The organism is Mesorhizobium sp. P171375 (genome assembly GCF_057786075.1).
In genome coordinates this window covers 3,373,529-3,393,461 of record NZ_JBYNWF010000001.1, presented here as the reverse complement: position 1 = coordinate 3,393,461, position 19,933 = coordinate 3,373,529, and the positions used below count along the sequence as shown (strand labels likewise).

The 19,933-nt window shown below is 64.4% G+C and carries 14 protein-coding genes; 3 read left to right on the top strand and 11 right to left on the bottom strand.

Annotated features, from left to right (window positions below; genetic code table 11):
- Positions 1 to 71: 71 nt before the first annotated feature.
- Positions 72 to 884 (top strand): helix-turn-helix domain-containing protein, encoded by an 813-nt coding sequence (locus ACYHH6_RS16190; protein WP_352584906.1) that lies wholly within the window; start codon positions 72 to 74, stop codon positions 882 to 884.
- A gap of 30 nt (positions 885 to 914) precedes the next feature.
- On the opposite strand, the gene ACYHH6_RS16185 is transcribed toward ACYHH6_RS16190, so the two are convergent.
- Positions 915 to 1,889 (bottom strand): DMT family transporter, encoded by a 975-nt coding sequence (locus tag ACYHH6_RS16185; RefSeq protein ID WP_435053261.1) that lies wholly within the window; start codon positions 1,887 to 1,889, stop codon positions 915 to 917.
- A 242-nt stretch (positions 1,890 to 2,131) separates the two neighbouring features.
- Here ACYHH6_RS16185 and pepN point away from each other — a divergent pair, with 242 nt between their 5' ends.
- Together pepN and ACYHH6_RS16175 are read left to right on the top strand one after the other, a co-directional pair.
- Positions 2,132 to 4,771 carry an aminopeptidase N gene (pepN, locus tag ACYHH6_RS16180; RefSeq protein WP_352584904.1) on the top strand — a complete coding sequence of 880 codons (2,640 nt, stop codon included), beginning with the start codon at positions 2,132 to 2,134 and terminating at the stop codon, positions 4,769 to 4,771.
- Positions 4,772 to 4,949: 178 nt separating this feature from the next.
- Positions 4,950 to 7,271, top strand: a complete 2,322-nt coding sequence (locus ACYHH6_RS16175; RefSeq protein WP_352584902.1) for a PAS domain-containing sensor histidine kinase — start codon at positions 4,950 to 4,952, stop codon at positions 7,269 to 7,271.
- A gap of 254 nt (positions 7,272 to 7,525) precedes the next feature.
- Here ACYHH6_RS16175 and ACYHH6_RS16170 read toward each other — a convergent pair whose 3' ends face one another.
- The 10 genes from ACYHH6_RS16170 to ACYHH6_RS16125 form a co-directional block, all read right to left on the bottom strand.
- Positions 7,526 to 7,999, bottom strand: coding sequence for an EF-hand domain-containing protein (locus tag ACYHH6_RS16170; RefSeq protein WP_352584900.1), 474 nt, complete (start codon positions 7,997 to 7,999; stop codon positions 7,526 to 7,528).
- 64 nt (positions 8,000 to 8,063) lie between these two features.
- Positions 8,064 to 11,030, bottom strand: coding sequence for a bifunctional [glutamine synthetase] adenylyltransferase/[glutamine synthetase]-adenylyl-L-tyrosine phosphorylase (locus ACYHH6_RS16165; RefSeq protein WP_352584899.1), 2,967 nt, complete (start codon positions 11,028 to 11,030; stop codon positions 8,064 to 8,066).
- Positions 11,030 to 12,505 (bottom strand): sensor histidine kinase, encoded by a 1,476-nt coding sequence (locus tag ACYHH6_RS16160; RefSeq protein ID WP_352584897.1) that lies wholly within the window; start codon positions 12,503 to 12,505, stop codon positions 11,030 to 11,032. Before ACYHH6_RS16160 ends, ACYHH6_RS16165 begins: the two co-directional genes overlap by 1 nt.
- 107 nt (positions 12,506 to 12,612) lie before the next feature.
- Positions 12,613 to 13,284: a response regulator transcription factor gene (locus tag ACYHH6_RS16155; RefSeq protein WP_112564197.1), complete on the bottom strand. Its 672-nt coding sequence runs from the start codon at positions 13,282 to 13,284 to the stop codon at positions 12,613 to 12,615.
- Positions 13,285 to 13,540: 256 nt separating this feature from the next.
- A complete protein-coding gene (locus ACYHH6_RS16150) occupies positions 13,541 to 15,091 on the bottom strand; it encodes a Do family serine endopeptidase (RefSeq protein WP_352584895.1) in 1,551 nt (516 codons plus the stop codon).
- Positions 15,092 to 15,214: 123 nt separating this feature from the next.
- On the bottom strand, positions 15,215 to 15,682 hold the full coding sequence (locus tag ACYHH6_RS16145) for a cytochrome c-type biogenesis protein (RefSeq protein ID WP_352584893.1): 468 nt from the start codon (positions 15,680 to 15,682) through the stop codon (positions 15,215 to 15,217).
- Entirely contained in the window at positions 15,679 to 17,670 is a 1,992-nt protein-coding gene (locus ACYHH6_RS16140) for a heme lyase CcmF/NrfE family subunit (RefSeq protein ID WP_352584891.1), read from the bottom strand. The genes ACYHH6_RS16145 and ACYHH6_RS16140 overlap by 4 nt, the downstream gene beginning before the upstream one ends.
- Positions 17,670 to 18,113: a cytochrome c maturation protein CcmE gene (ccmE, locus tag ACYHH6_RS16135; protein ID WP_352584889.1), complete on the bottom strand. Its 444-nt coding sequence runs from the start codon at positions 18,111 to 18,113 to the stop codon at positions 17,670 to 17,672. Before ccmE ends, ACYHH6_RS16140 begins: the two co-directional genes overlap by 1 nt.
- Before the next feature lie 3 nt (positions 18,114 to 18,116).
- Complete coding sequence (ccmI, locus tag ACYHH6_RS16130; RefSeq protein WP_352584887.1) at positions 18,117 to 19,256, bottom strand: c-type cytochrome biogenesis protein CcmI; 1,140 nt, start codon at positions 19,254 to 19,256, stop codon at positions 18,117 to 18,119.
- Between the two features lie 94 nt (positions 19,257 to 19,350).
- The gene (locus ACYHH6_RS16125) at positions 19,351 to 19,794 is read right to left on the bottom strand and encodes an RT0821/Lpp0805 family surface protein (RefSeq protein WP_352584885.1); all 444 of its coding nucleotides are present in this window, start codon (positions 19,792 to 19,794) and stop codon (positions 19,351 to 19,353) included.
- Between the last annotated feature and the right edge of the window lie 139 nt (positions 19,795 to 19,933).

Here is a 19,933-nt window from a genome sequence, read left to right as displayed (position 1 = left end):
ATTGTCGCCTCGGCCTCACCATGACCTCGGAAGTAATTGAAATACGCCCCTCCCCGGCCTACTCATCCCACATGACAACAGCCCAGACCTCCGCCGGCAGCCTGATCCGCGAATGGCGCACCCGCCGGCGCATGAGCCAGCTCGATCTCGCCATGGAGGCCGAGATTTCGCAGCGGCATCTCTCCTTCGTCGAAAGCGGCCGCGCGGCCCCCTCGCGCGACATGGTGCTGCATCTGGCGGAGCAGCTTGAGATCCCGCTCAGGCAGCGCAACCAGCTGCTGCTTGCCGCCGGTTTCGCACCGAGCTTCAGCGAACGGCCGCTCACCGACACGACGCTGGCGCCGGCAATGGCGGCAGTCGAGACCGTTCTCAAGGGGCATGAGCCATCTCCGGCGCTCGCCGTCGACCGGCACTGGAACCTGGTTTCGGCCAATGCCGCCATCGGCCCGTTTCTAGCCGATGTTGCCGAGCGGTCGCTGCTTCAGCCGCCGGTCAATGTGCTGCGTCTCAGCCTGCACCCGAACGGCATCGCGCCGCGCATCGTCAATCTCGGGGAGTGGCGGGCGCATCTGCTGGAGCGGCTAAAACACCAGAACGATGCCGCCGGCGATCCCGTTCTGGTCGAGCTGGAGCGTGAATTGCGAACCTATCCGTCCGGCCTCAAGGGCGCGCGGCCTGTGCCGATCGAGCCCAGCGGCATCGTCCATCCGCTGCGGCTGGCGCATGGTGATCAGGTGCTGTCCTTCATCAGCACCATCACCGTCTTCGGCACCCCGCTCGACGTGACGCTGTCGGAACTGGCGATCGAGTCTTTTTTCCCGGCCGACGAGGAGACGAGGGCGGTGTTGGTGAGGCTGGCGAAGGAGCGGGCGGAAGCGAACTGAGCCAGCCCCTGCCCTGCGCGGGCCTCTCATTCACCCTTGTGGCGGCGCCGCTTTTCGGGTGCGGGTGCGCTCAAGACCGAGCCGGCGCTCGCGCCAGATGATGAAGATGCCGGCGGCGACGACGATTACGCCGCCGACCAGCGTGTTGATGGTGGCGACGTCGCCAAAGGCGAAATAACCGACGACGACACCAAGGATCATCGAGGTGTATTCGAACGGCGCCACCACAGAGGCCTCGGCATGGCGGTAGGCGGCCGTCATCAGGATCTGCGCCAAGCCGCCGCAGAACCCGGCAGCAACCAGCAGACCGGCCTGCAGCGGCGTCAGCGCCTGCCAGCCGAAAGGCAGTGAAAACAGCGCCATGACGCTCGCCGTTGCCGAAAACCACAACACGATGGTCGCGGTCCGTTCGGTCTGGACCAGATTTCGCACCAGAAGGATGGCGTTGGCGGAGATCGCCGCGGAAACCAGCGCCGCAACCACGCCCAGCACCTCCTGGTCGCCGAGCGCGGCGCCCGAAGTGAGCAGCGTCAGTTCCGGCCACGAGATGATCAGCACACCGACCAGGCCGACGGCGACCGCGCTCCAGCGATAGACGCGAATGGCCTCGCCGAGGAAAAGTGAGGAAAACACCACCACCAGCAGCGGCTGGGCATAGTTCAGCGTGATCGCTTCCGGCAGCGGCAGCCGGGTCAGCGCGAAGAAGCCGAGTCCCATGGCGCAGACGCCGACGACGCCGCGAGCAATGTGGTTCAGCGGTCGCTTGGTCGCGAACGCCGTACTCAGTTTCCCCTTCAAGGCCAGGAAGACGATGATCGGGAAGATGGCGAAGAAGGAGCGGAAGAAGACGATCTGGCCTGCGGGCAGAGTGCCAACCGCCTTGATGCAGGTTTGCATACCGACAAAGACCGCCACCGACATGATCTTGAGCGTGATCCCGGTCAGGACACGGCCGGGGTGGTCGGACAGTTTCCCGGCCGTGTCGTTTCCCGGTCCGGCTTTCACTGCGGTGTTGCTTCCCGGATCGCCGCTGAGATGCACGTCACACGACGCAGCACAGAGGCGCGCATGCCGAACTTCGGTGTGACGATGGTCATCAAGGCCTCGCGATGGAATGAGAACGCCGTGAAATAGGCATTGGTGCAGTTTTGTCGAGTGACCGTTTCGTGTAAAGAGCGCGCAACTTCAGACTTTATGGGCCAGCGGACACATCAGCGGCCCCTATAACGACAGGGAAACCCCAGGGAATGCGAACCGATACCGGCCATGTCTTCAAGCTCGAAGATTATCGCCCCAGCGACTTTTCCATTCCGCAAACTGGCCTTACCTTTCGCCTTTCGCCAGACGCAACGGGCGTCAGCGCCGTACTGACGATCGAACGCCGCGATGGCGCCGCCGCCTCGGCGCCGCTGGTGCTCGACGGCGACGGGCTGCTGCTGAAGCGCATCGCCATCGACGGCCACGAGCTCGCGCCGGCGGATTATCTCGCCACGCCGGACCAGCTGACCATTCTGAAGCCGCCGGCCCGCTTCGAGCTGCTGCTCGAGACCGAGATCGCACCGGCCAGCAATGAGGCGTTGATGGGCCTCTACCGCTCCAGCAATGTCTATTGCACGCAATGCGAGGCCGAGGGCTTTCGCCGCATCACCTATTTCCTCGACCGCCCCGACATCCTGTCGGTCTACACTGTGCGCATCGAGGCAAGGCTGGACGAGGCGCCGCTGCTGCTCTCCAACGGCAACCCGGTGGAAAGCGGAGCGCTGGCCGATGGCTGGCACTATGCCAGATGGCACGACCCCTTCCCCAAGCCGTCCTATCTGTTTGCGCTGGTGGCCGGCAATCTCGGCCAGGTCGCCGACAGTTTCGTCACCATGTCCGGCCGCAAGGTCGAGCTCGGCATCTATGTCGAGCCGGGCAAGGAGGGGCTTGCCGGCTACGCCATGGATGCGCTCAAGCGCTCGATGCAATGGGACGAGCAGGCGTTCGGCCGCGAATACGACCTCGACGTCTTCAACATCGTCGCCGTCTCCGACTTCAACATGGGGGCCATGGAGAACAAGGGCCTCAACATCTTCAACGACAAATATGTGCTGGCCGATCGGGAGACCGCGACCGATGCCGATTTCGCCAATATCGAGGCGATCATCGCGCATGAATATTTCCACAACTGGACCGGCAACCGGATCACCTGCCGCGACTGGTTCCAGCTCTGCCTGAAGGAAGGGCTGACGGTCTTTCGCGACCACGAATTCTCCGCCGACCAGCGCTCGCGCGCGGTCAAGCGCATTGCCGAGGTGCGCACGCTGCGCGCCCACCAGTTCCCCGAGGACCAGGGACCGCTGACGCATCCTGTGCGGCCGCGCCGCTACCGCGAGATCAACAATTTCTATACGGCGACAGTCTACGAAAAGGGCTCGGAAGTCGTGCGCATGATCCGCACTATCCTCGGGGCCGAGACTTTCCGCGCCGGCATGGACCTCTATTTCGAGCGCCATGACGGCGAAGCTGCGACGATCGAGGATTTCCTGAAGGTGTTCGAGGACGTTTCCGGGCGCGACCTGTCGCAGTTCGCGCTCTGGTACCACCAGGCGGGCACGCCGAACCTGACCGTCAGTTCGACGCACAACCCGGCCACGCGCGAGTTCACGCTCGAGATCGAGCAGTCGGTGCCGCCGACACCGTCGGAAAGCCGCAAGCGGCTGATGCATATTCCGCTCGCCTTCGGCCTAGTCGGTGCCGGCGGCGAGCCGGTCGCCTATGGCGGCGTCGAGGGCGCCGCCGTCGAGGATGGCGTCATCCATATCCGCAAGCGCCGCCATATGGTGCGCTTCTCCGGCGTTGACGAGCGGCCGGCGGTGTCGCTCAACCGCGGCTTTTCGGCGCCGATCACGCTTTCTGTCGAGCAGAAGGCCGACGACCAGTTCTTCCTCGCCGGCCACGACAGCGATGCGTTCGCGCGCTGGCAGGCGTTCAACACACTGCTCACCGATGCACTGATAGCGGCCTTCCGTCAGATCCTCGGCGGCGCGAAGCCGGCCTTCAGCGCCAGGCTGACCGGGCTTGCCGGCAAGATCGCCGGCGATGAGACGCTTGAGCCCGCCTACCGCGCGCTGGCGCTATCGCTTCCCGGTGAGACCGACATTGCCCGCGACATCGGCGGGAACATCGATCCCGACGCCATCTTTGCCGCCCGCGAGGCGCTGGCGCTTGAGATCGCGCGCGCCAATCAGGACGCCTTCGCCAATCTTTACGGTCGCCTCGCCAACGACGGTTCGTTCAATCCCGACGCCGCAAGTGCTGGACGGCGGGCTTTGCGCAACATCCTGCTCGACTATCTCTCGCTGTTGCCGGCAGGCGTCGAGTTGGCCACCCGGCATTTCGAGGCCGCGACCAACATGACCGACCGCGCCGCGGCGCTCACCGTGCTTGCGCATCGCCATGACGGGTCGCCCGAGGCGGTCAAGGCGTTGGCCGGCTTCGAGGCGCGCTATGGGGCCGATCCGCTGGTCATGGACAAATGGTTCCAGATCCAGGCCAGCGTGCCGGGACCGAAGACCGTCGAGCGGGTGCGCGCTCTGACCGGCCACGCAGCCTTTTCGATGGCCAATCCGAACCGGGTGCGCTCGCTGGTCGGCACATTTTCCAGCGCCAACCAGACCGGCTTCCACCGCGCCGACGGCGAAGGCTACCGGTTTTTTGCGCAGACCGTACTCGAGGTCGAAAAGCGCAACCCGCAAGTCGCGGCAAGATTGGCGACGGCGCTGCGCTCCTGGCGTTCGTTGGAACCGGGCAGACAGGCCAAGGCACGGGAAGCGCTGCTGGCGATCGCCGGTGCCGAGAACCTCTCGGCGGATTTGCGCGATATTGTGGAGCGGACCCTGGCGTGAGTTGCGTAATCTCCCTACGAGGGGGGAGATCAGCCGCTTCGGCGTTATTTCAATCAATTTTTAATGTTTTTTGTCCGCGCCACTGGACAAGGCGAATCACCTTTGATTCTTTACAGACGATTCGGACGTGCGGTGTTGCCGGATCGTCAAGCGTACGGAAATTCGGGGAGTGCCATTTATGGCCAAGGCGGACGCGTGGGGCGCGCCCGAAGGAACGGCTTTTGAGCGGCGCAAGGCGCGAGGCGACGGCCTCGCCGGCAATACGCGGCTCATTGCTGAACCAGCCTACCGGCGGCTCCTGGCTGCCGAACCCCTTCTGCGTCGCTCGATACCGGCGCTCATCATCATCTTCCTGATCGTCATCGCCGCACTGCGCGTCCTGTCGCTGATGAACGAACGCGACGAGGTCGAGCGCGACGTCAAGGCAGTGCTGGGACTGGCTGCCGGCCAGATGGCGAACGCAATCTCGGCCGATCCGAACGCGGCCGCCGGCGGCGCCATCGATCTTCTGGAAAGCACGAGCCGCCAAGGCGCCATGGGCAGAAGCCATGTGCTCGTCATCACCGACAGCGCCTTCAAGATCATCGCCGTGTCGCCGCTGTCGACCGGCTGGCAAGGGCGATCGCTCGACAGCCTGGTGCTGGACGGCCAGCCCCTGTTCATGTTCGGCGACCGCGCTGGCGTCATGGATGTCAGCATCGGCGGACAGGACTGGTACGCGGCGGTGAGCCTGACCCGCGACAGGAAGAACGCCGCCGCCGTGCTGGTGCCGCAGGAAGCGGTGTTCGACAGCTGGCGCAAAACCGTGTCGCTCAATGTCACGCTGTTCGTGCTGACGGCGGGTGTGCTGATCATCATCCTCTACGCCTATTTCGGCCAGGCATCGCGCGCCCAGACGGCCGACCGCATCTACCTCGAAGCCCACCAGCGCATCGACATGGCCCTGGTGCGCGGCCGCTGCGGCCTATGGGACTGGGACATGGTGCGCGGCAAGATGTACTGGTCGCGCTCGATGTACGACATGCTGGGCTACGAGCCCTGCAACTCGATGCTGTCCTTCGGCGAGGTCGACGACATCATCCACCCCGAGGACGGCGACCTGTTCGAGCTGGCCAACAAAATCGTCGAGCGCGAGATCGACCATATCGACCAGGTGTTCCGCATGCGCCACGCCGACGGCCAGTGGGTGTGGATGCGCGCCAGGGCCCAGGTGATCGACCCGGAAGCGCCTGAGATCCAGCTGATCGGCATTGCCGTCGATGTCACCGAACAGCGGCATCTGGCGTTGCGCTCGGAGGCGGCCGACCTGCGGCTCAGGACCGCGATCGAGAACATCAACGAATCCTTCGTACTGTGGGACGCCGCCCAGCGCCTGATCATGTGCAATTCCAAATTCCAGAAGGACAACGGACTGTCGGACCGCGACGTCATGCCGGGCGCGGCGCGCGCCGTGCTGGAGGAGCGCATGCTGGCCTTCGCCTCGGAACGGCGGCTGGCCAACACCAACGGACCGCAAGGCGGCGCGACCTTCGAGCGGCAGCTCTCCGACGGGCGCTGGCTTCAGGTCAACGAATTGAGGACCAGGGATGGCGGCACCGTCTCGGTCGGCTCCGACATCACCCAGATCAAACTGCACCAGGAAAAGCTGGTCGACAGCGAGCGTCGGCTGATGGCGACCATCCACGACCTCAGCCTCGCCCGTCGGGCCGAGGAGGAACGCGCCAGCGAACTGGTCGAGCTCAACCGCAAATACATGAGGGAAACCGAGCGCGCCGAAGCGGCCAACCGGGCCAAGTCCGAGTTTCTGGCCAACATGTCGCACGAACTGCGCACACCGCTCAATGCTATCATCGGCTTCTCCGAACTGATGGAACAGGGCCTGTTCGGGCCGCTCGGTTCGCCACGCTACGAGGAATATGCCAACGACATCAACGGCAGCGGCAAATATCTGCTCGGCGTCATCAACGACATACTCGACATGTCGAAGATCGAGGCCGGCCAGTTCTCGATGGACCGCGAGGAAATCGATCTCTGTCCGCTGATCCGCGAGACGGTGCGCGTGATCTCGCTGCAGGCGGCGGAAAAATCGATCACGGTGGAAACCCGCATCGCCGATACGATGACCCTGTTCGCCGACCGCCGGGCCATCAAGCAGATTGCCATCAACCTTCTGTCGAATGCAGTGAAGTTCACCGGCCAGGGCGGCCATATCTCGGTGCGCGCCCGCAACACTTCGGGCGCGCTGGTGCTGACCATCGAAGACAATGGCTGCGGCATTCCGAAGGAGGCGCTGAGCAAGCTTGGGCGGCCATTCGAACAGGTGCAGAACCAGTTCTCCAAGAACCACGCTGGCTCCGGCCTTGGGCTCGCCATCTCACGCTCACTGGCCGAGTTGCAGGGCGGCGCGCTGAAAATCCGCTCGACCGAAGGCGTCGGCACCATCGTGTCGGTGCGCATCCCGGTGAAGAAGGCAGCGCCGTCGGTGAAGGCAGCAGCTTAGATCTTTGCGCAATCTTTGAAGGCTTGGCGGGACAGCGCCCCCCTCTGTCCTGCCGGACATCTCCCCCACTTGGGGGGAGATCAGCAGTTTTGACGCTCCGCTCATTTCTGCAACGCTGGCGATTTGGCGAAGGCGGTTGCGACAGCCAATCTCCCCCCTCGTGGGGGAGATGTCCGGCAGGACAGAGGGGGGCGCGAAGGAACGAGACCTTCCAGAATCCGGCGGCTCTGCCGCCGGACCCAGATCATTCAACATCACTGCATGCTGTCGTCGTCGCCGTCCCATTGGCGATGGCGGCCCATGCGGCCGTTCTTCGGCAGCTCGTTGCGCTCGATCTTGCCGTCATTGTTGCGGTCGAGCATGGCAAACACCTTCTTATCGCGCCCGGTGATGTCTTCCGTGGTCAGCGTGCCGTCCCCTTTGGTATCGTAGCGGGCGACGATGCGCTTGGCCATTTCCTCGAACCGCGCCTTCTCCAGCGCGTCGGCGAGTTGGGCGACGGTGAGCTTGCCGCCATTGTCGGCGACCAGCTTCTTCAGCCGCGCGTTCATGACGTCGGAAAACTGGTCGAAGCTGATGGTGCCGTTGGAATCCTTCATCGCCTTGTCGAGGCGCATCATCATGCCCTCGCGCATTCTGGCACTGGCATTGTTCTCGGCATAGGCGGTGGTGCCGACGGCGCCAGCGAGCGCGACGAAGGCAAGGGCAAGTCCGGTTGTCTTTCTCATTGATATCTCCTGTTGCATCGTCACCCCCGATGCGATCCGAAACAGCCGTCAGCGCTTTACGCCCTCACGACTGTTTCGTACGAAGCAAAAGGTCGAAATCCTTTCTGACCTTTTGCGACGTTTCCTTGAGATGTGCTTCCAGCACACCGAAATCCGGCAGGTCAGTCACCGCCAGAAGCAGATCCGACAATCCCGGCGGAACGTCGTCACGTTCGAATGCGCCGGTAAGGCAAAGCCGCGTCATCTGGGTCAGCGCCAGATAGAGTTGATAGGCTTCGCAAAGCTGCTGCCTGACATCGGCGTCGGCGAAATCCGGGGCCAGATGCGACAGGATTTCGCCGGTGGCGGTCAGCCTTCCGCCGGCTTCGACCTGGCCGGTGATGACCGCCACCTGCGCGATGAATTCGAGGTCGATGAGGCCGCCGGGGATCAGCTTGATGTCCCAGAGGTCGCGCGGCGATTTTTCCTTCTCGATCAGCGCGCGCATCTCGGATGCCTCGGCCCTCACCTTGGCGGCGTCGCGCGGCAAGGCCAGAAGTGCCGCCACCTCGGTTTCGACCTCGGCGCACAGTGCCGCGTCGCCGCCAATGGCGCGGGCCCGGGCCAGCGCCATGTGCTCCCAGGTCCAGGCTTCCTGGCGCTGGTACTTCTTGAAGGCGTCGATGTGGGTCGCCACGGGCCCCTTGTTGCCGGATGGCCGCAAGCGCAGGTCGAGCTCATAGAGAACGCCCTCGGCGGTCGGCGCCGAGACAGCCGCGATCAACCGCTGCGTCACCCTGGTGTAGTAGTGCGACGGCGCCAGCGGCTTTTCGCCGTCGGATTCTTCCGCATCGGCGTCGTGGTCGTAAAGGAGGATGAGGTCGACATCCGAGCCGGCGGTAAGCTCACGGCTGCCGAGCTTGCCCATGCCGAGCAGCGACACCGTGCCGCCGGCGATGCGGCCGTGGCGGAGTGCGAATTCGGCCGTCACTGCCTGCAGTGCGGCGTCAATGGTGAGGTCGGCGAGGTCGGAAAAGGCACGGCCAGCACGGCTCGGGGTGATCGAGCCGGCGAGCAGGCGCACACCGATCAGGAACTTCTGCTCGGAGGCAAAGATGCGCAGACGGTCGAGCACGTCCTCATAGGCCCTGTCGCCTTCGGTGAAAGCCGCCAACCGCGCCGACAGATAGGCGCGGTTGGGCAGTTCGGTCAGCAGCGCCGGATCGAGCAGACCGTCGAAGACATGCGGGCGCTTGGTGATGATCGCAGCCAGCCGGGGCGCGGCACCCATGATGGTCGCCATCAGCTTCAACAAAGCGGGATTGGACTGCAGCAGCGAAAACAGCTGGATGCCGGCGGGCAGACCGGCGAGGAATTCGTCGAAGCGCACCAAAGCCTTGTCGGCCCGGCGCGTCTGGCCGAAGGCTTTGAGCAGCGCCGGTGTCAGTTCGGTCAGCCGCTCACGCGCTTCAGCCGACTGGGTGACGCGGTAGCGACCGAAATGCCAGCCGCGAATGACGCGGCAGATGTCGCTCGGCCGCTTGAAGCCGAGCCCGTGCAAGGTCCGCAGCGTGTCAGGATCGTCGACATCGCCGGTAAAGACGAGATTGCCGACGCCTGCCGACAGTTCCGGAGCTGTCTCGAACAGCGCAGCGTAATGGCGCTCGACTTCCTGCAAGGCCGCGCGAAAAGTTTCGGAAAATTTGGCGGCATCGGCAAAGCCCAGCATATGGGCGACGCGTTCCAGCCCTTCATCATCGTCGGGCAGGATGTGCGTCTGCTCGTCGGCGACCATCTGGATGGCGTGCTCGACGCGGCGCAGGAACCAGTATTGGCGGGTGAGCGTGTCGCGGGCATCGGCGGTGATCCAGCCGCGCGCCGCCAGCGCACCCAGCATCGGCACGGTCTCGCGGCCGCGCAGCTCGGGAAAACGGCCGCCGGCAATCAGCTGCTGGGTCTGGACGAAGAACTCTATCTCGCGAATGCCGCCACGGCCGAGCTTGACGTTGTGGCCCTTCACCGCGATTTCGCCATGGCCTTTGTGGGCATGGATCTGTCGCTTGATCGAATGGACGTCGGCGATCGCCGCATAGTCCATGTATTTGCGCCAGACATAGGGCTGCAACTCCCGCAGGAACGCTTCGCCGGTGGCAAGATCGCCGGCCACGGGGCGCGCCTTGATCATGGCGGCGCGCTCCCAGTTCTGGCCGCGCGCCTCATAGTAGCGGAGTGCTGCCTCGACCGGGATTGCCAGCGGCGTCGAGCCGGGATCGGGGCGCAGCCTGAGGTCGGTGCGGAAGACATAGCCGTGCTCGGTGCGGTCCTGCAGGATGCGGACCAGCCTGCGGGTGAGGCGCGCAAACAGCTCGGTGGCGTCGAGCGGATCGACGATCGCCTTCGCATCCGGATCGAAGAAGACGACAAGGTCGATGTCGGAGGAAAAATTCAGTTCATGGGCACCGAGTTTGCCCATGCCGAGCAGAATCCAGCCGGACTGCTCCGCCGGATTGTTGGGGTCCGGCAATTTGAGCTTGCCCTGGCTGTGCGCCTCGCGCAGCAGGAAGTCGACCGCCGCGCGGGTGCAGGTGTCGGCTAGGTTGCTGAGACGCCTGACCGTCAGCGCGGCATCGGCCTCGCCGGAGAGATCTGCAAGCGCGATCAGGAAGTGAGCTTCCGCCTTCCACTGCCTGAGCTCCATCATCAGGCTGGATTCCGAAACGGTCTCGGCAAAGGCAGCATTGCCGATCGCTTCGGCAATGCTGAGCAGCCTGGCCTCGACACCGTCATCGAACAGCGCGTCGAGGATCTGCGGCCGGCGGCGCGCGACATCGCGGAGGAAAGGCGAGAGATCGACAACCGCAGCGAGAAAATCCTGGGCCGCACCCTTGCCGCCTAAGAATTTCGCCAGCCGCGGCAGACCTTCGTCCTCGGCGTCGCCAGCGATCTCCGACAGTTCACGGCGGGCGCGGCTCCAGTCCAGCGGCGCGAGTTTTGCCGCCAGTTGCAGCTGCCATTCGGTCTCGATCGGTTTCGCAGCCATTGTCACCGCCATCAGTGATCCTCCCGCACCGGGAAACTCATGATAACGGACAATCCGGGATTGGCGGACAGAAGTTCGAGCTTGCCATTGTGGAACGTCATGATCGCCTTGGCGAGGCTGAGGCCGAGGCCGGACCCCGGCTGCGAGCGGCTCTTTTCCAGCCGCACGAAGCGCTCGGTCGCCCTCGCGCGATCAGCGTCATCGGGAATGCCATGGCCGTTGTCGGCGACGGAAAGCCGGATGTCATGGCCGACACGCTGCAGCGCAACGCGCACGGCCGGCTTCTCAGTTGCGTCGGTTGAATATTTGATGGCGTTGTCGACGATGTTCGACAGCGCCTGGCCGATCAGCTCGCGATTGCCGTTGACTGCGAAATCCCCTTCCACGGAGGTCTCGAGTTCCACGCCCGCCTCCTCCGCCACCGGCTCGTAGAGCTCGACGACGTCGCGCACGGCGGCGGGGAGATCGACCTTGCTGGTGCTTTCCGAGGAATAACCGGCCTCCAGTCTGGAGATCATCAGGATAGCGTTGAAGGTTTTTATCAGCTGGTCGGACTCGGCGATGGTGCCTTCCAGCGCCTGCCGGTAGTCGGTGGTCTTGTGCTTGCCCGAAAGCGTGGCCTCGGCGCGGTTGCGCAGCCTGGTCAGCGGCGTCTTCAAATCATGGGCGATGTTGTCGGAGACCTGCTTCAGGCCTTCGTTCAGCGTCGCAATCCTGGCCAGCATTGTGTTCAGGTTTTCCGACAGGCGGTCGAATTCGTCGCCGGCGCCGGTCACCGGCAGCCTGCCGGTGAGGTCGCCGCCCATGATGCGACGGCTCGCCTCCGAGACGCTGTCGATGCGCTTCAGCGCCGCGCGGCCGACAAAGAACCAGATCAGCAGCCCGCCCAGGCCCATCATGCCCAGCGCCAGCATCAAGGCACGGCGAATGACGGCACGGAAGCGCTCGGGCTCGCCGAGATCGCGGCCTACAAGCATGATCATCTGGTTGGGTAGCCTGAGCACCAGCGCGATGGCATTGTGGCCCTTCTCGCCCTCGGACTGAATTTCGGTCTCGCCGGGCTGCGCCCCGTCAGGGTCGGCAGCCTGATTGCGCTGCCGCTCAAGTTCGCCTTCGCCGAAGCGGCGGTAGGAGAATGGCTCGGTCGTCCACCCGTCGGTCTCGAGCACGCCCGGCTCCAGGCTCTGCACGTTGCCGGTCAGGATCTGGCCGTTGGCGTCGGCGATCAGATAGAGGTTGGCGCCGGGCTGGCGCGAGCGCTGCTCGACCACGCGCACCAGCACCGGCAGGCCGCCGCGCTGATAGGCGCGGGCAAGGCCCAGCACCTCGTCATTGATGGTTTGCTGGGTCTGGCCGGTAAGCATCCGCGCCGATAGCGACGTCATGTAGAAGACGAGCAGCACGGCGCAGAGCGCAAAAAGCAGGAAATAAAGCGCCGAAAGCCGCGCCGCCGTCGTCCTCATGATGGCCGGCAGGGAAAGGGCCATGGATGTCTAGATCATGATGAGATTTGGTTGAAATCTCATCATGATCTACCCCTTTGTTGGAGCATGATCTTTTCCAAAAACCGGTACCCACTTTTTGGGATCATGCTCTAGCTCTTCAGCATATAGCCGGCGCCGCGGACGGTGTGCAGGATCGGCTTGTCGAAACCCTTCTCGATCTTGCCGCGCAGCCGCGAGACATGCACGTCGATGACGTTGGTCTGCGGATCGAAATGATAGTCCCAGACATTTTCGAGCAGCATGGTGCGCGTCACCACCTGGCCGGCGTGGCGCATCAGATATTCGAGCAGGCGGAATTCGCGCGGCTGCAGCGTGATCTCGCGCGCGGCGCGCTTCACGGAATGGGAGAGACGGTCGAGTTCGAGATCGCCGACCCGGTAGACGGTTTCGGCTTCCCTGGCGCTGGCGCGGCGGTTCAGCACCTCGACGCGGGCGAGCAATTCGGAAAAGGCATAAGGCTTGGTCAGATAGTCGTCGCCGCCAGCGCGCAGACCGGTGACGCGGTCATCGACCTCGCCCAGCGCCGACAGGATCAGCACCGGCGTGGTGTTGCCGCGCGAGCGCAGGCCGGCAATGACGGAGAGCCCGTCGCGGCGCGGCATCATACGATCGACCACCATCACGTCATAGTCGCCGGCATCGGCAAGCGCGAAGCCGGTTTCGCCGTCGCCGGCGACATGGGCGGTGTGTCCGGCCTCGGTAAAGGCCTTCTGCATGTAGTCGGCCGCCTCGCGATCGTCTTCTATGACGAGAATCTTCATAGAGCCGTTATACGCGATTTCGCTGGAAGATTGAGGGGCCGCCATGAGCGTGAAAAGCTTTCGTTCAAGCATGTCGTTATCCCAAAACCGCCGTGCACTTTTGGGCGACATGCTTTGCTGTTAGAGCGGCAGCGGGCGATGGGGCCCGCTGCCGCCGGGGGCAGAACACGATGACTGACTAACGCGTTCGGCCCCTTGCTTTCCCGTGCGGCGGCTCGGGGGTGTTGAAACCGCCGCACTGGAAAAGTGTTCGATGTCAGCCCTTGGCGACCGGAAGCGCGACGAAGCGGTTCGAGTCATCGCGGGTGATCTGCATCAGCACCGCCTTGCGGCCGGACTTGACCGCATCGGCCATCGCCTTGGCAACGTCCTCGGTGCCGTTCACCTCCGTCGAATTGACCGAGGTTATGACATCGCCGGGCTGGATGCCGCGGTCGGCGGCATCGCTGTCGGGGTCGACGTCGGTCACCACCAGACCCTTGCCGTTCTCCGACTTGGTGACGGTGAGGCCGAGATCGGCCAGCGCGGCCGGCTTTGCCGGTGCTGCAGGCTGCTGCGGGTCGGCCGAGGCCTGCTTGTCGGTGGACGGCAGCGTGCCGAGGTCGACCTTGATCGTATCGCTCTTGCCGTCGCGCCACACGGTGACGTCGACCGACTTGCCGGGCGAATAGGCACCGATCAGGCGAGCCAGTTCCTTCGGCGATGCAACGTCCTTGCCTTCGACCTGGGTGATCACGTCACCGGCGGTGATGCCGGCCTTCTTGCCGGGACCGCCGTCCTGGGCGCTGGAGACCAGAGCCCCGTTCTGAGACTTCAAGCCCAGCGATTCGGCGATATCCGACGTGACCGGCTGGATTTCGACGCCGAGCCAACCACGCTGCACCGAGCCGCTCTTCATCAGATCCTGCACAACCTGCTTGGCGGTCGAGGCCGGAATGTCGAAGGCGATGCCGACGCTGCCGCCCGAGGGCGAGAAGATCGCGGTGTTGATGCCGACGACCTGGCCGTTGAGGTTGAAGGTCGGTCCGCCAGAATTGCCGCGGTTGACCGAGGCGTCGATCTGGATGAAGTCGTCATAAGGGCCGGCCCCGATGTCGCGGCCACGGGCCGAGACGATGCCGGCGGTCACGGTGCCGCCAAGGCCGAATGGATTGCCGACAGCCACCACCCAGTCGCCGACGCGAACCTTGGAATCGTCGGCGAAGTCGACATAGGTGAACTTGCCGACGCCGTCGACCTTGAGCACGGCCAGATCGGTGCGCGGATCGGTGCCGATCAGCTTGGCGTCGAGTTCCTTGCCGTCATTCATCACCACGGTGAAGGCAGAGCCTTCCTCGACGACATGGTTGTTGGTGACGAGATAGCCGTCATCGGAGATGAAGAAGCCCGAACCCTGCGCCACCGGGCGGGGCTGGTCGTTGTTGTGGTCGCGACGGTTGAAGCGGCGATTGCCGAACTGGCCGTTCTGGTCGCCGAAGCCGCGGAATTGCTTGAAGAACTGGCGCAGCTGCGGATTGTCGGGCAGGTTGTTCATGCCGTCCGGATCATCGGACTGGTCGGAACCGTCATCGGCGGCAGGTTCGATCTTGGCCTTGACCTTGACGCTAACCACGGCGGGCGAAACGCGCTCGACGACATCGGCAAAGCCCGGCACCTGCGGCGCTTCGACCCGGACAGCGTCAGCCAGAACTGGGGCCGTGCCGGTGGCAACCGCACCGAAGCCGATGGCGCCGGCAATGGCGAGCGAAGCGGCGGCGGCCAACAGGCGCTTGCGGGTGCGGGAATATGAATTTGGGGCAATAGACATGGATCTTGTATCCTCTTTTCACTGGATGCGGCTCAGGCAGAGCATCCTCGGAAAAGAGGAATAGAGAGGCGCACATTACGGCGCCATTTCCGAAGCATGAAAGTTTTGTAATGTTGGGGCGGTTCAGTCTCGCCGCAGGATGGTGTCCAGCGCCGCCTGCTCCTCGGCGCTCAGCGCCTTGGTTGCCAGCGAGCGGCGGGAGCGTGTGGTCAGCACGATGAAGATGCCGCCGACCAGAAGCAGCAACACCGGCGTGCCCCATAGCAAGGCGTTGCGCGGGCTGAAGCGTGGCTTCAACAGCACGAACTCGCCGTAGCGCGACACGATATAGTCCATCACCTGCTGGTCGGTATCGCCGGCAACAAGGCGCTGGCGCACCAGGATGCGCAGGTCGCGGGCAAGGTCGGCGTCGGATTCGTCGATGGACTGGTTCTGGCAGACCATGCAGCGCAGGCCTTCGGACAGGAGCCGCGCCCTCGCCTCGAGCGCGGGATCGGCGAGAACCTCGTCCGGTTTCACCGCTTGCGCTGCGCCGGCAAACAGCAGTGCCAGCAACAGGATCAACGAAGCCAGCGAGAACCTGGTGCTCACGGCACGCCTGCCGACGGTATGGCGGTTGCCTGCTTGCGGCGGCGCGAGGGCGCGCCGACGCGCAGACGGCGGTCGAGCAGCGACATTGCCGCCCCCGCCATCATCACAAGAGCACCGCCCCAGATCAGCGTCACCAGCGGCTTCCACCACAGTCGCACCACGACCGAACCGTCGGTGCCTTCGTCGCCCAGCGACAGATAAAGCTGGCTGAACCCGATCGTCTCTATGCCGGATTCGGTCGTCGTCGTCTGCCGCACCGGAAAGAAGCGCTTGGCCGAGGTGATTTCAGCCGCAATGCCACCATCGGCGCCAATCAGGGAAAAGCGGCCGCGGTCCTCGCTGTAGTTCGGGCCTTGCGCGGGGTAGAGCCCCTCGAAACGTAGCGTGTGGCCGGACAGCTCGACGCTCTCGCCGGCATGCATCGACAGGATTTTTTCGGTACCGAAGCACAGCGTGCCGACAATGCCGAGCGTCGTCAGCCCAAGTCCGAGATGGGCAAGGGCAGTGCCGAACACCGAACGCGGGAGGCCGGCGAACCGGCGCAGCATGATGGCCGGCGCCACCGAGCCAAAGCCGGATTTGACGGCAAGGTCGGTGAGCGCGCCGCAGACCAGCCAGCAGGCAAGGCCGACGCCAAGGGCGGCGAACACCGACGCGCCGTCGATGAACAGGCCGGTGACCAGCATCGCCAGAAGGGCGGCGGCGAAAGCGGCCATCAGACGCTGAGCGACGGCATAGAGGTCACCGCGCTTCCAGGCCAGCAGCGGTCCGAAGGGGACCAGGACCAGCAGCGGTACCATCAGCGGGCCGAATGTCAGGTTGAAGAAGGGCGCGCCGACCGAGATCTTGCCGGCCGAAAGCGCCTCGACCGCGAGCGGATAGAGCGTGCCGACCAGCACGGTGGCGGTGGCCGTGGTCAGGAACAGATTGTTGAGGACAAGCGCGCCTTCGCGCGAGATCGGGTGGAACAGGCCGCCAGCCGTCAGCCTGGAGGCACGCAGCGCAAACAGCGCCAGCGAACCGCCGATGAACAGCGTCAATATACACATGATGAAGATGCCGCGTGTCGGATCGGTGGCGAAGGCATGCACCGAGGTCAGCACGCCGGAGCGCACCAGGAAGGTGCCGAGCAGCGACAGCGAGAAGGTCAAGATGGCGAGCAGCAGCGTCCAGATCTTGAGCGCCGAGCGCTTTTCCATGACGATCGCCGAATGCAACAGCGCGGTGCCCGCAAGCCATGGCATGAAGGAGGCGTTCTCGACCGGATCCCAGAACCAGAAGCCGCCCCAGCCGAGCTCGTAATAGGCCCAGTAGGAGCCCATGGCGATGCCGCCGGTGAGGAACATCCAGGCGACCAGGGTCCACGGCCGCACCCAGCGCGCCCAGGAGGCATCGATGCGGCCTTCGATGAGAGCCGCGACCGAGAAGGAAAAGCATATGGAGAAGCCGACATAGCCGAGATAGAGCAGCGGCGGATGGATGGCGAGGCCGAGATCCTGCAGGACCGGGTTGAGATCGCGGCCTTCGATCGGCGCCGGATTGAGCCGGATGAACGGATTGGACGTCGCCAGGATGAACAGGAAGAAGGTGGCGCCGATCGCCCCTTGCACGGCCAGCACATTGGCGCGCAGCGTTGCCGGCAAATTTGAGCCGAAGACGGCGACCAGCGCGCCGAAGAAGGTCAGGATCAGCACCCAGAGCAGCATCGACCCTTCGTGATTGCCCCAGGTTCCGGTGATCTTGTAGATCAGCGGTTGCAGCGAATGCGAGTTTTCCCAAACGCTGGCCACCGAGAAATCGGAACTGGCATAGGCGCCGGCGAGGGCTGCGAACGAGAGCGCGGTCAGCGCGAAGCCGGTGACTGTGACCGGGCCGCCTACAGCCATCAGCCGCTGATTGCCGGTGCGGGCGCCGATGAGCGGCACCAGCGTCTGCACCAGCGACAGGGCGAAGGCGAGGACGAGCGCGAAATGTCCGGTCTCAACCATTACTCACTCTTGCTCTCTTGCCAGACGCCCTTGGCCTTCAGCCCGTCGGCCACTTCCTTGGGCATATAACGCTCATCATGCTTGGCCAGCACGCTGTCGGCGACGAAGACGCCATCCGAGCCGAAAGCGCCCTCGGTGATGACTCCCTGTTCCTCGCGGAACAGGTCGGGCAGGATGCCAGTATAGGTGACCTTGACCGATTTGTGGGTGTCGGTCACCGAGAAGGCAACCGTCGCGCCCTGCCCGCGCACGACCGTGCCCTTTTCGACGAGGCCACCGAGCCGGATCCGCTGACCCGGCTGCAGGCTTGCGGTGGTCAGGTCGGCAGGCATGTAGAAATAGGAGGCCTTCTGGCCGAGCGCATAGAAGGTCAGCCCGGTGGCGGCGCCGAGGAAGGCGAGGCCTCCTATGATCACGGACAATCGCTTCTGCTTACGCGTCATGCCCTACTCCGTCGCCGTCAGGCCGAGCGAGGCGGCAAAGGCGGTGAATTTCTTCGCTTCCTCACTGTCGGCGCCGAAAACGGCAATACCGCGATGCAGCGCTTCGCGCGCCTGGTCGGCCTTGCCCAGCACCACATAGGAACGAATGAGCCGCATCCATCCTTCCGTGTCGCGCGGATTTTGCCGCAGTTTTTCGTCGAGGCCGGCGACCATTGTGTCGATCATGGCCTGCCTGTCCTGCGGCGCCATCGACGAGGCAGCATCGACGGCTGCGGCATCGGGGCCTTTCGCGGGCTCTCCTGACGCGACGCTGCGGTTGGCAGCCTCGGCCAGCGCCTGTTGGACAGCGCCACGCCACGGCGACTCTTGCGGCAAGAGGTCGAGCATTTTCTGCCAGGCCGCTGTGGCTTCCGGTATACGGCCTTCCTGCGCCAGCGCCATCGCCAGGTAGAAGGACGCTTTCGGGTTTGCCGGATCGAGCTTCAACGCCTGCTCGAAAGCCGATTGCGCATCGGCCGAGACAATGCCGCCGGCCGCATTGGCGATCGCTTCACCGAGACCGGCCTCGCGGGCAGCGGTGACGCCGTCGAGGCGGATGGCATTGCGATAGGCGGTCACCGCATCGGAAAAGCGCTGCAGGCGCAGATAGATCGGGGCGAGCACGTCCCATCCCCTGCCATCGGACGGATTGGCGGCAAGATGGGCCTCGGCGCGCGCCACCAATTCATCGACCGAACTATCGGCCGGGTTCTTGGCCAGCCGTTCGGCAAGCGGCTGCGACGGCAAATCGGGCGAGCCAAGCTGACTGTACAGGCCCCAACTCAGCAGCGGGACCACCAGCACCGCTGATGTCGCCACCAGCCTGACCGCCCTCGACGGCTGCCGCGTGCCAGGCGCATCGGCTTGACTGGTATTGCCCAGGCGAAGGATGCGGCGGGCGATTTCGGCACGCGCCTCCTCGGCTTCCGCCCCCTGGATCAGGCCGCGCGCAGCGTCACGCTCGAGCTCGGCCAGCTGGTCACGATAGACTTCAAGGTCATGGTCGCTGCTGGTCGAAGCGCCCTTGCCGCCGCTGGTCAGCGGCAGCAGCACCGCCAGGCTTGCGCCCAGCGTGAGGATTGCGGCTATGACCCAGAACAGCATGGTTCTTCCAATAGAGCGAGAGCCCGGCTCTCACAACATGAGGGTACTGCGACGCTTTGACGGGAGGCCGATCCCGATCAGCCGGCCCGAACGGTCAGGTCAGCGGCGTCCAGCTGCCGTCAGCGTTGCGGCAGGCGGTGCCACGCGCGGTCTGGCCGGCCGTGCCGGTGAACACCGTATGGGTGTATTGGCGGCAATCCTGTGAGCCGACGCGATAGGGCTGGGCCGCGACGACTTCGCCGGAATGGGCCGAACTGTCGCTCTTCCACGTCACCTTCTGGCCGCTCGCCGTGTATTCGAGCGCCTTGTATTCCGCCTCGAGCGCCTTGCGCTTCTCGCTGTCACTCAGGCCGCTGCCGATCGATCCGCCGACGAGCCCGCCAGCCATGGCCGAAATGATTGTGGTTGCGACCTTGGCGCCGGACGGAGGCGATGCCGGGGGATTGGTGATGGATATATCCGGGCCGCCGCCCTTGCCCAGCGTTCCGCAGCCGGAGAGAGCGAGCAGTGCGGAAACGAGCGCAACGCGAATCTTCATGCCAACAACCGGTTTTCTTGAACGGGATGCGCTGGGGGCCGCGTCATCGGGGATGTCTGCTGGCCATAGTATTGATATTTGTCGGAAATTTGGCCGTTTGCCGACCATCCGAGGAGCAATCGACAGGTCGCCTTAACAC

Bases quoted from the DNA above. Each gene is read 5' to 3' on its own strand.
- ACYHH6_RS16190 (WP_352584906.1), top strand. From the start codon at position 72: ATGACAACAGCCCAGACCTCCGCCGGCAGCCTGATCCGCGAATGGCGC.
- pepN (WP_352584904.1), top strand. From the start codon at position 2,132: ATGCGAACCGATACCGGCCATGTCTTCAAGCTCGAAGATTATCGCCCC.
- ACYHH6_RS16175 (WP_352584902.1), top strand. From the start codon at position 4,950: ATGGCCAAGGCGGACGCGTGGGGCGCGCCCGAAGGAACGGCTTTTGAG.
- ACYHH6_RS16170 (WP_352584900.1), bottom strand. From the start codon at position 7,999: ATGAGAAAGACAACCGGACTTGCCCTTGCCTTCGTCGCGCTCGCTGGC.
- ACYHH6_RS16165 (WP_352584899.1), bottom strand. From the start codon at position 11,030: ATGGCGGTGACAATGGCTGCGAAACCGATCGAGACCGAATGGCAGCTG.
- ACYHH6_RS16160 (WP_352584897.1), bottom strand. From the start codon at position 12,505: ATGGCCCTTTCCCTGCCGGCCATCATGAGGACGACGGCGGCGCGGCTT.
- ACYHH6_RS16155 (WP_112564197.1), bottom strand. From the start codon at position 13,284: ATGAAGATTCTCGTCATAGAAGACGATCGCGAGGCGGCCGACTACATG.
- ACYHH6_RS16150 (WP_352584895.1), bottom strand. From the start codon at position 15,091: ATGTCTATTGCCCCAAATTCATATTCCCGCACCCGCAAGCGCCTGTTG.
- ACYHH6_RS16140 (WP_352584891.1), bottom strand. From the start codon at position 17,670: ATGGTTGAGACCGGACATTTCGCGCTCGTCCTCGCCTTCGCCCTGTCG.
- ccmE (WP_352584889.1), bottom strand. From the start codon at position 18,113: ATGACGCGTAAGCAGAAGCGATTGTCCGTGATCATAGGAGGCCTCGCC.
- ccmI (WP_352584887.1), bottom strand. From the start codon at position 19,256: ATGCTGTTCTGGGTCATAGCCGCAATCCTCACGCTGGGCGCAAGCCTG.
- ACYHH6_RS16125 (WP_352584885.1), bottom strand. From the start codon at position 19,794: ATGAAGATTCGCGTTGCGCTCGTTTCCGCACTGCTCGCTCTCTCCGGC.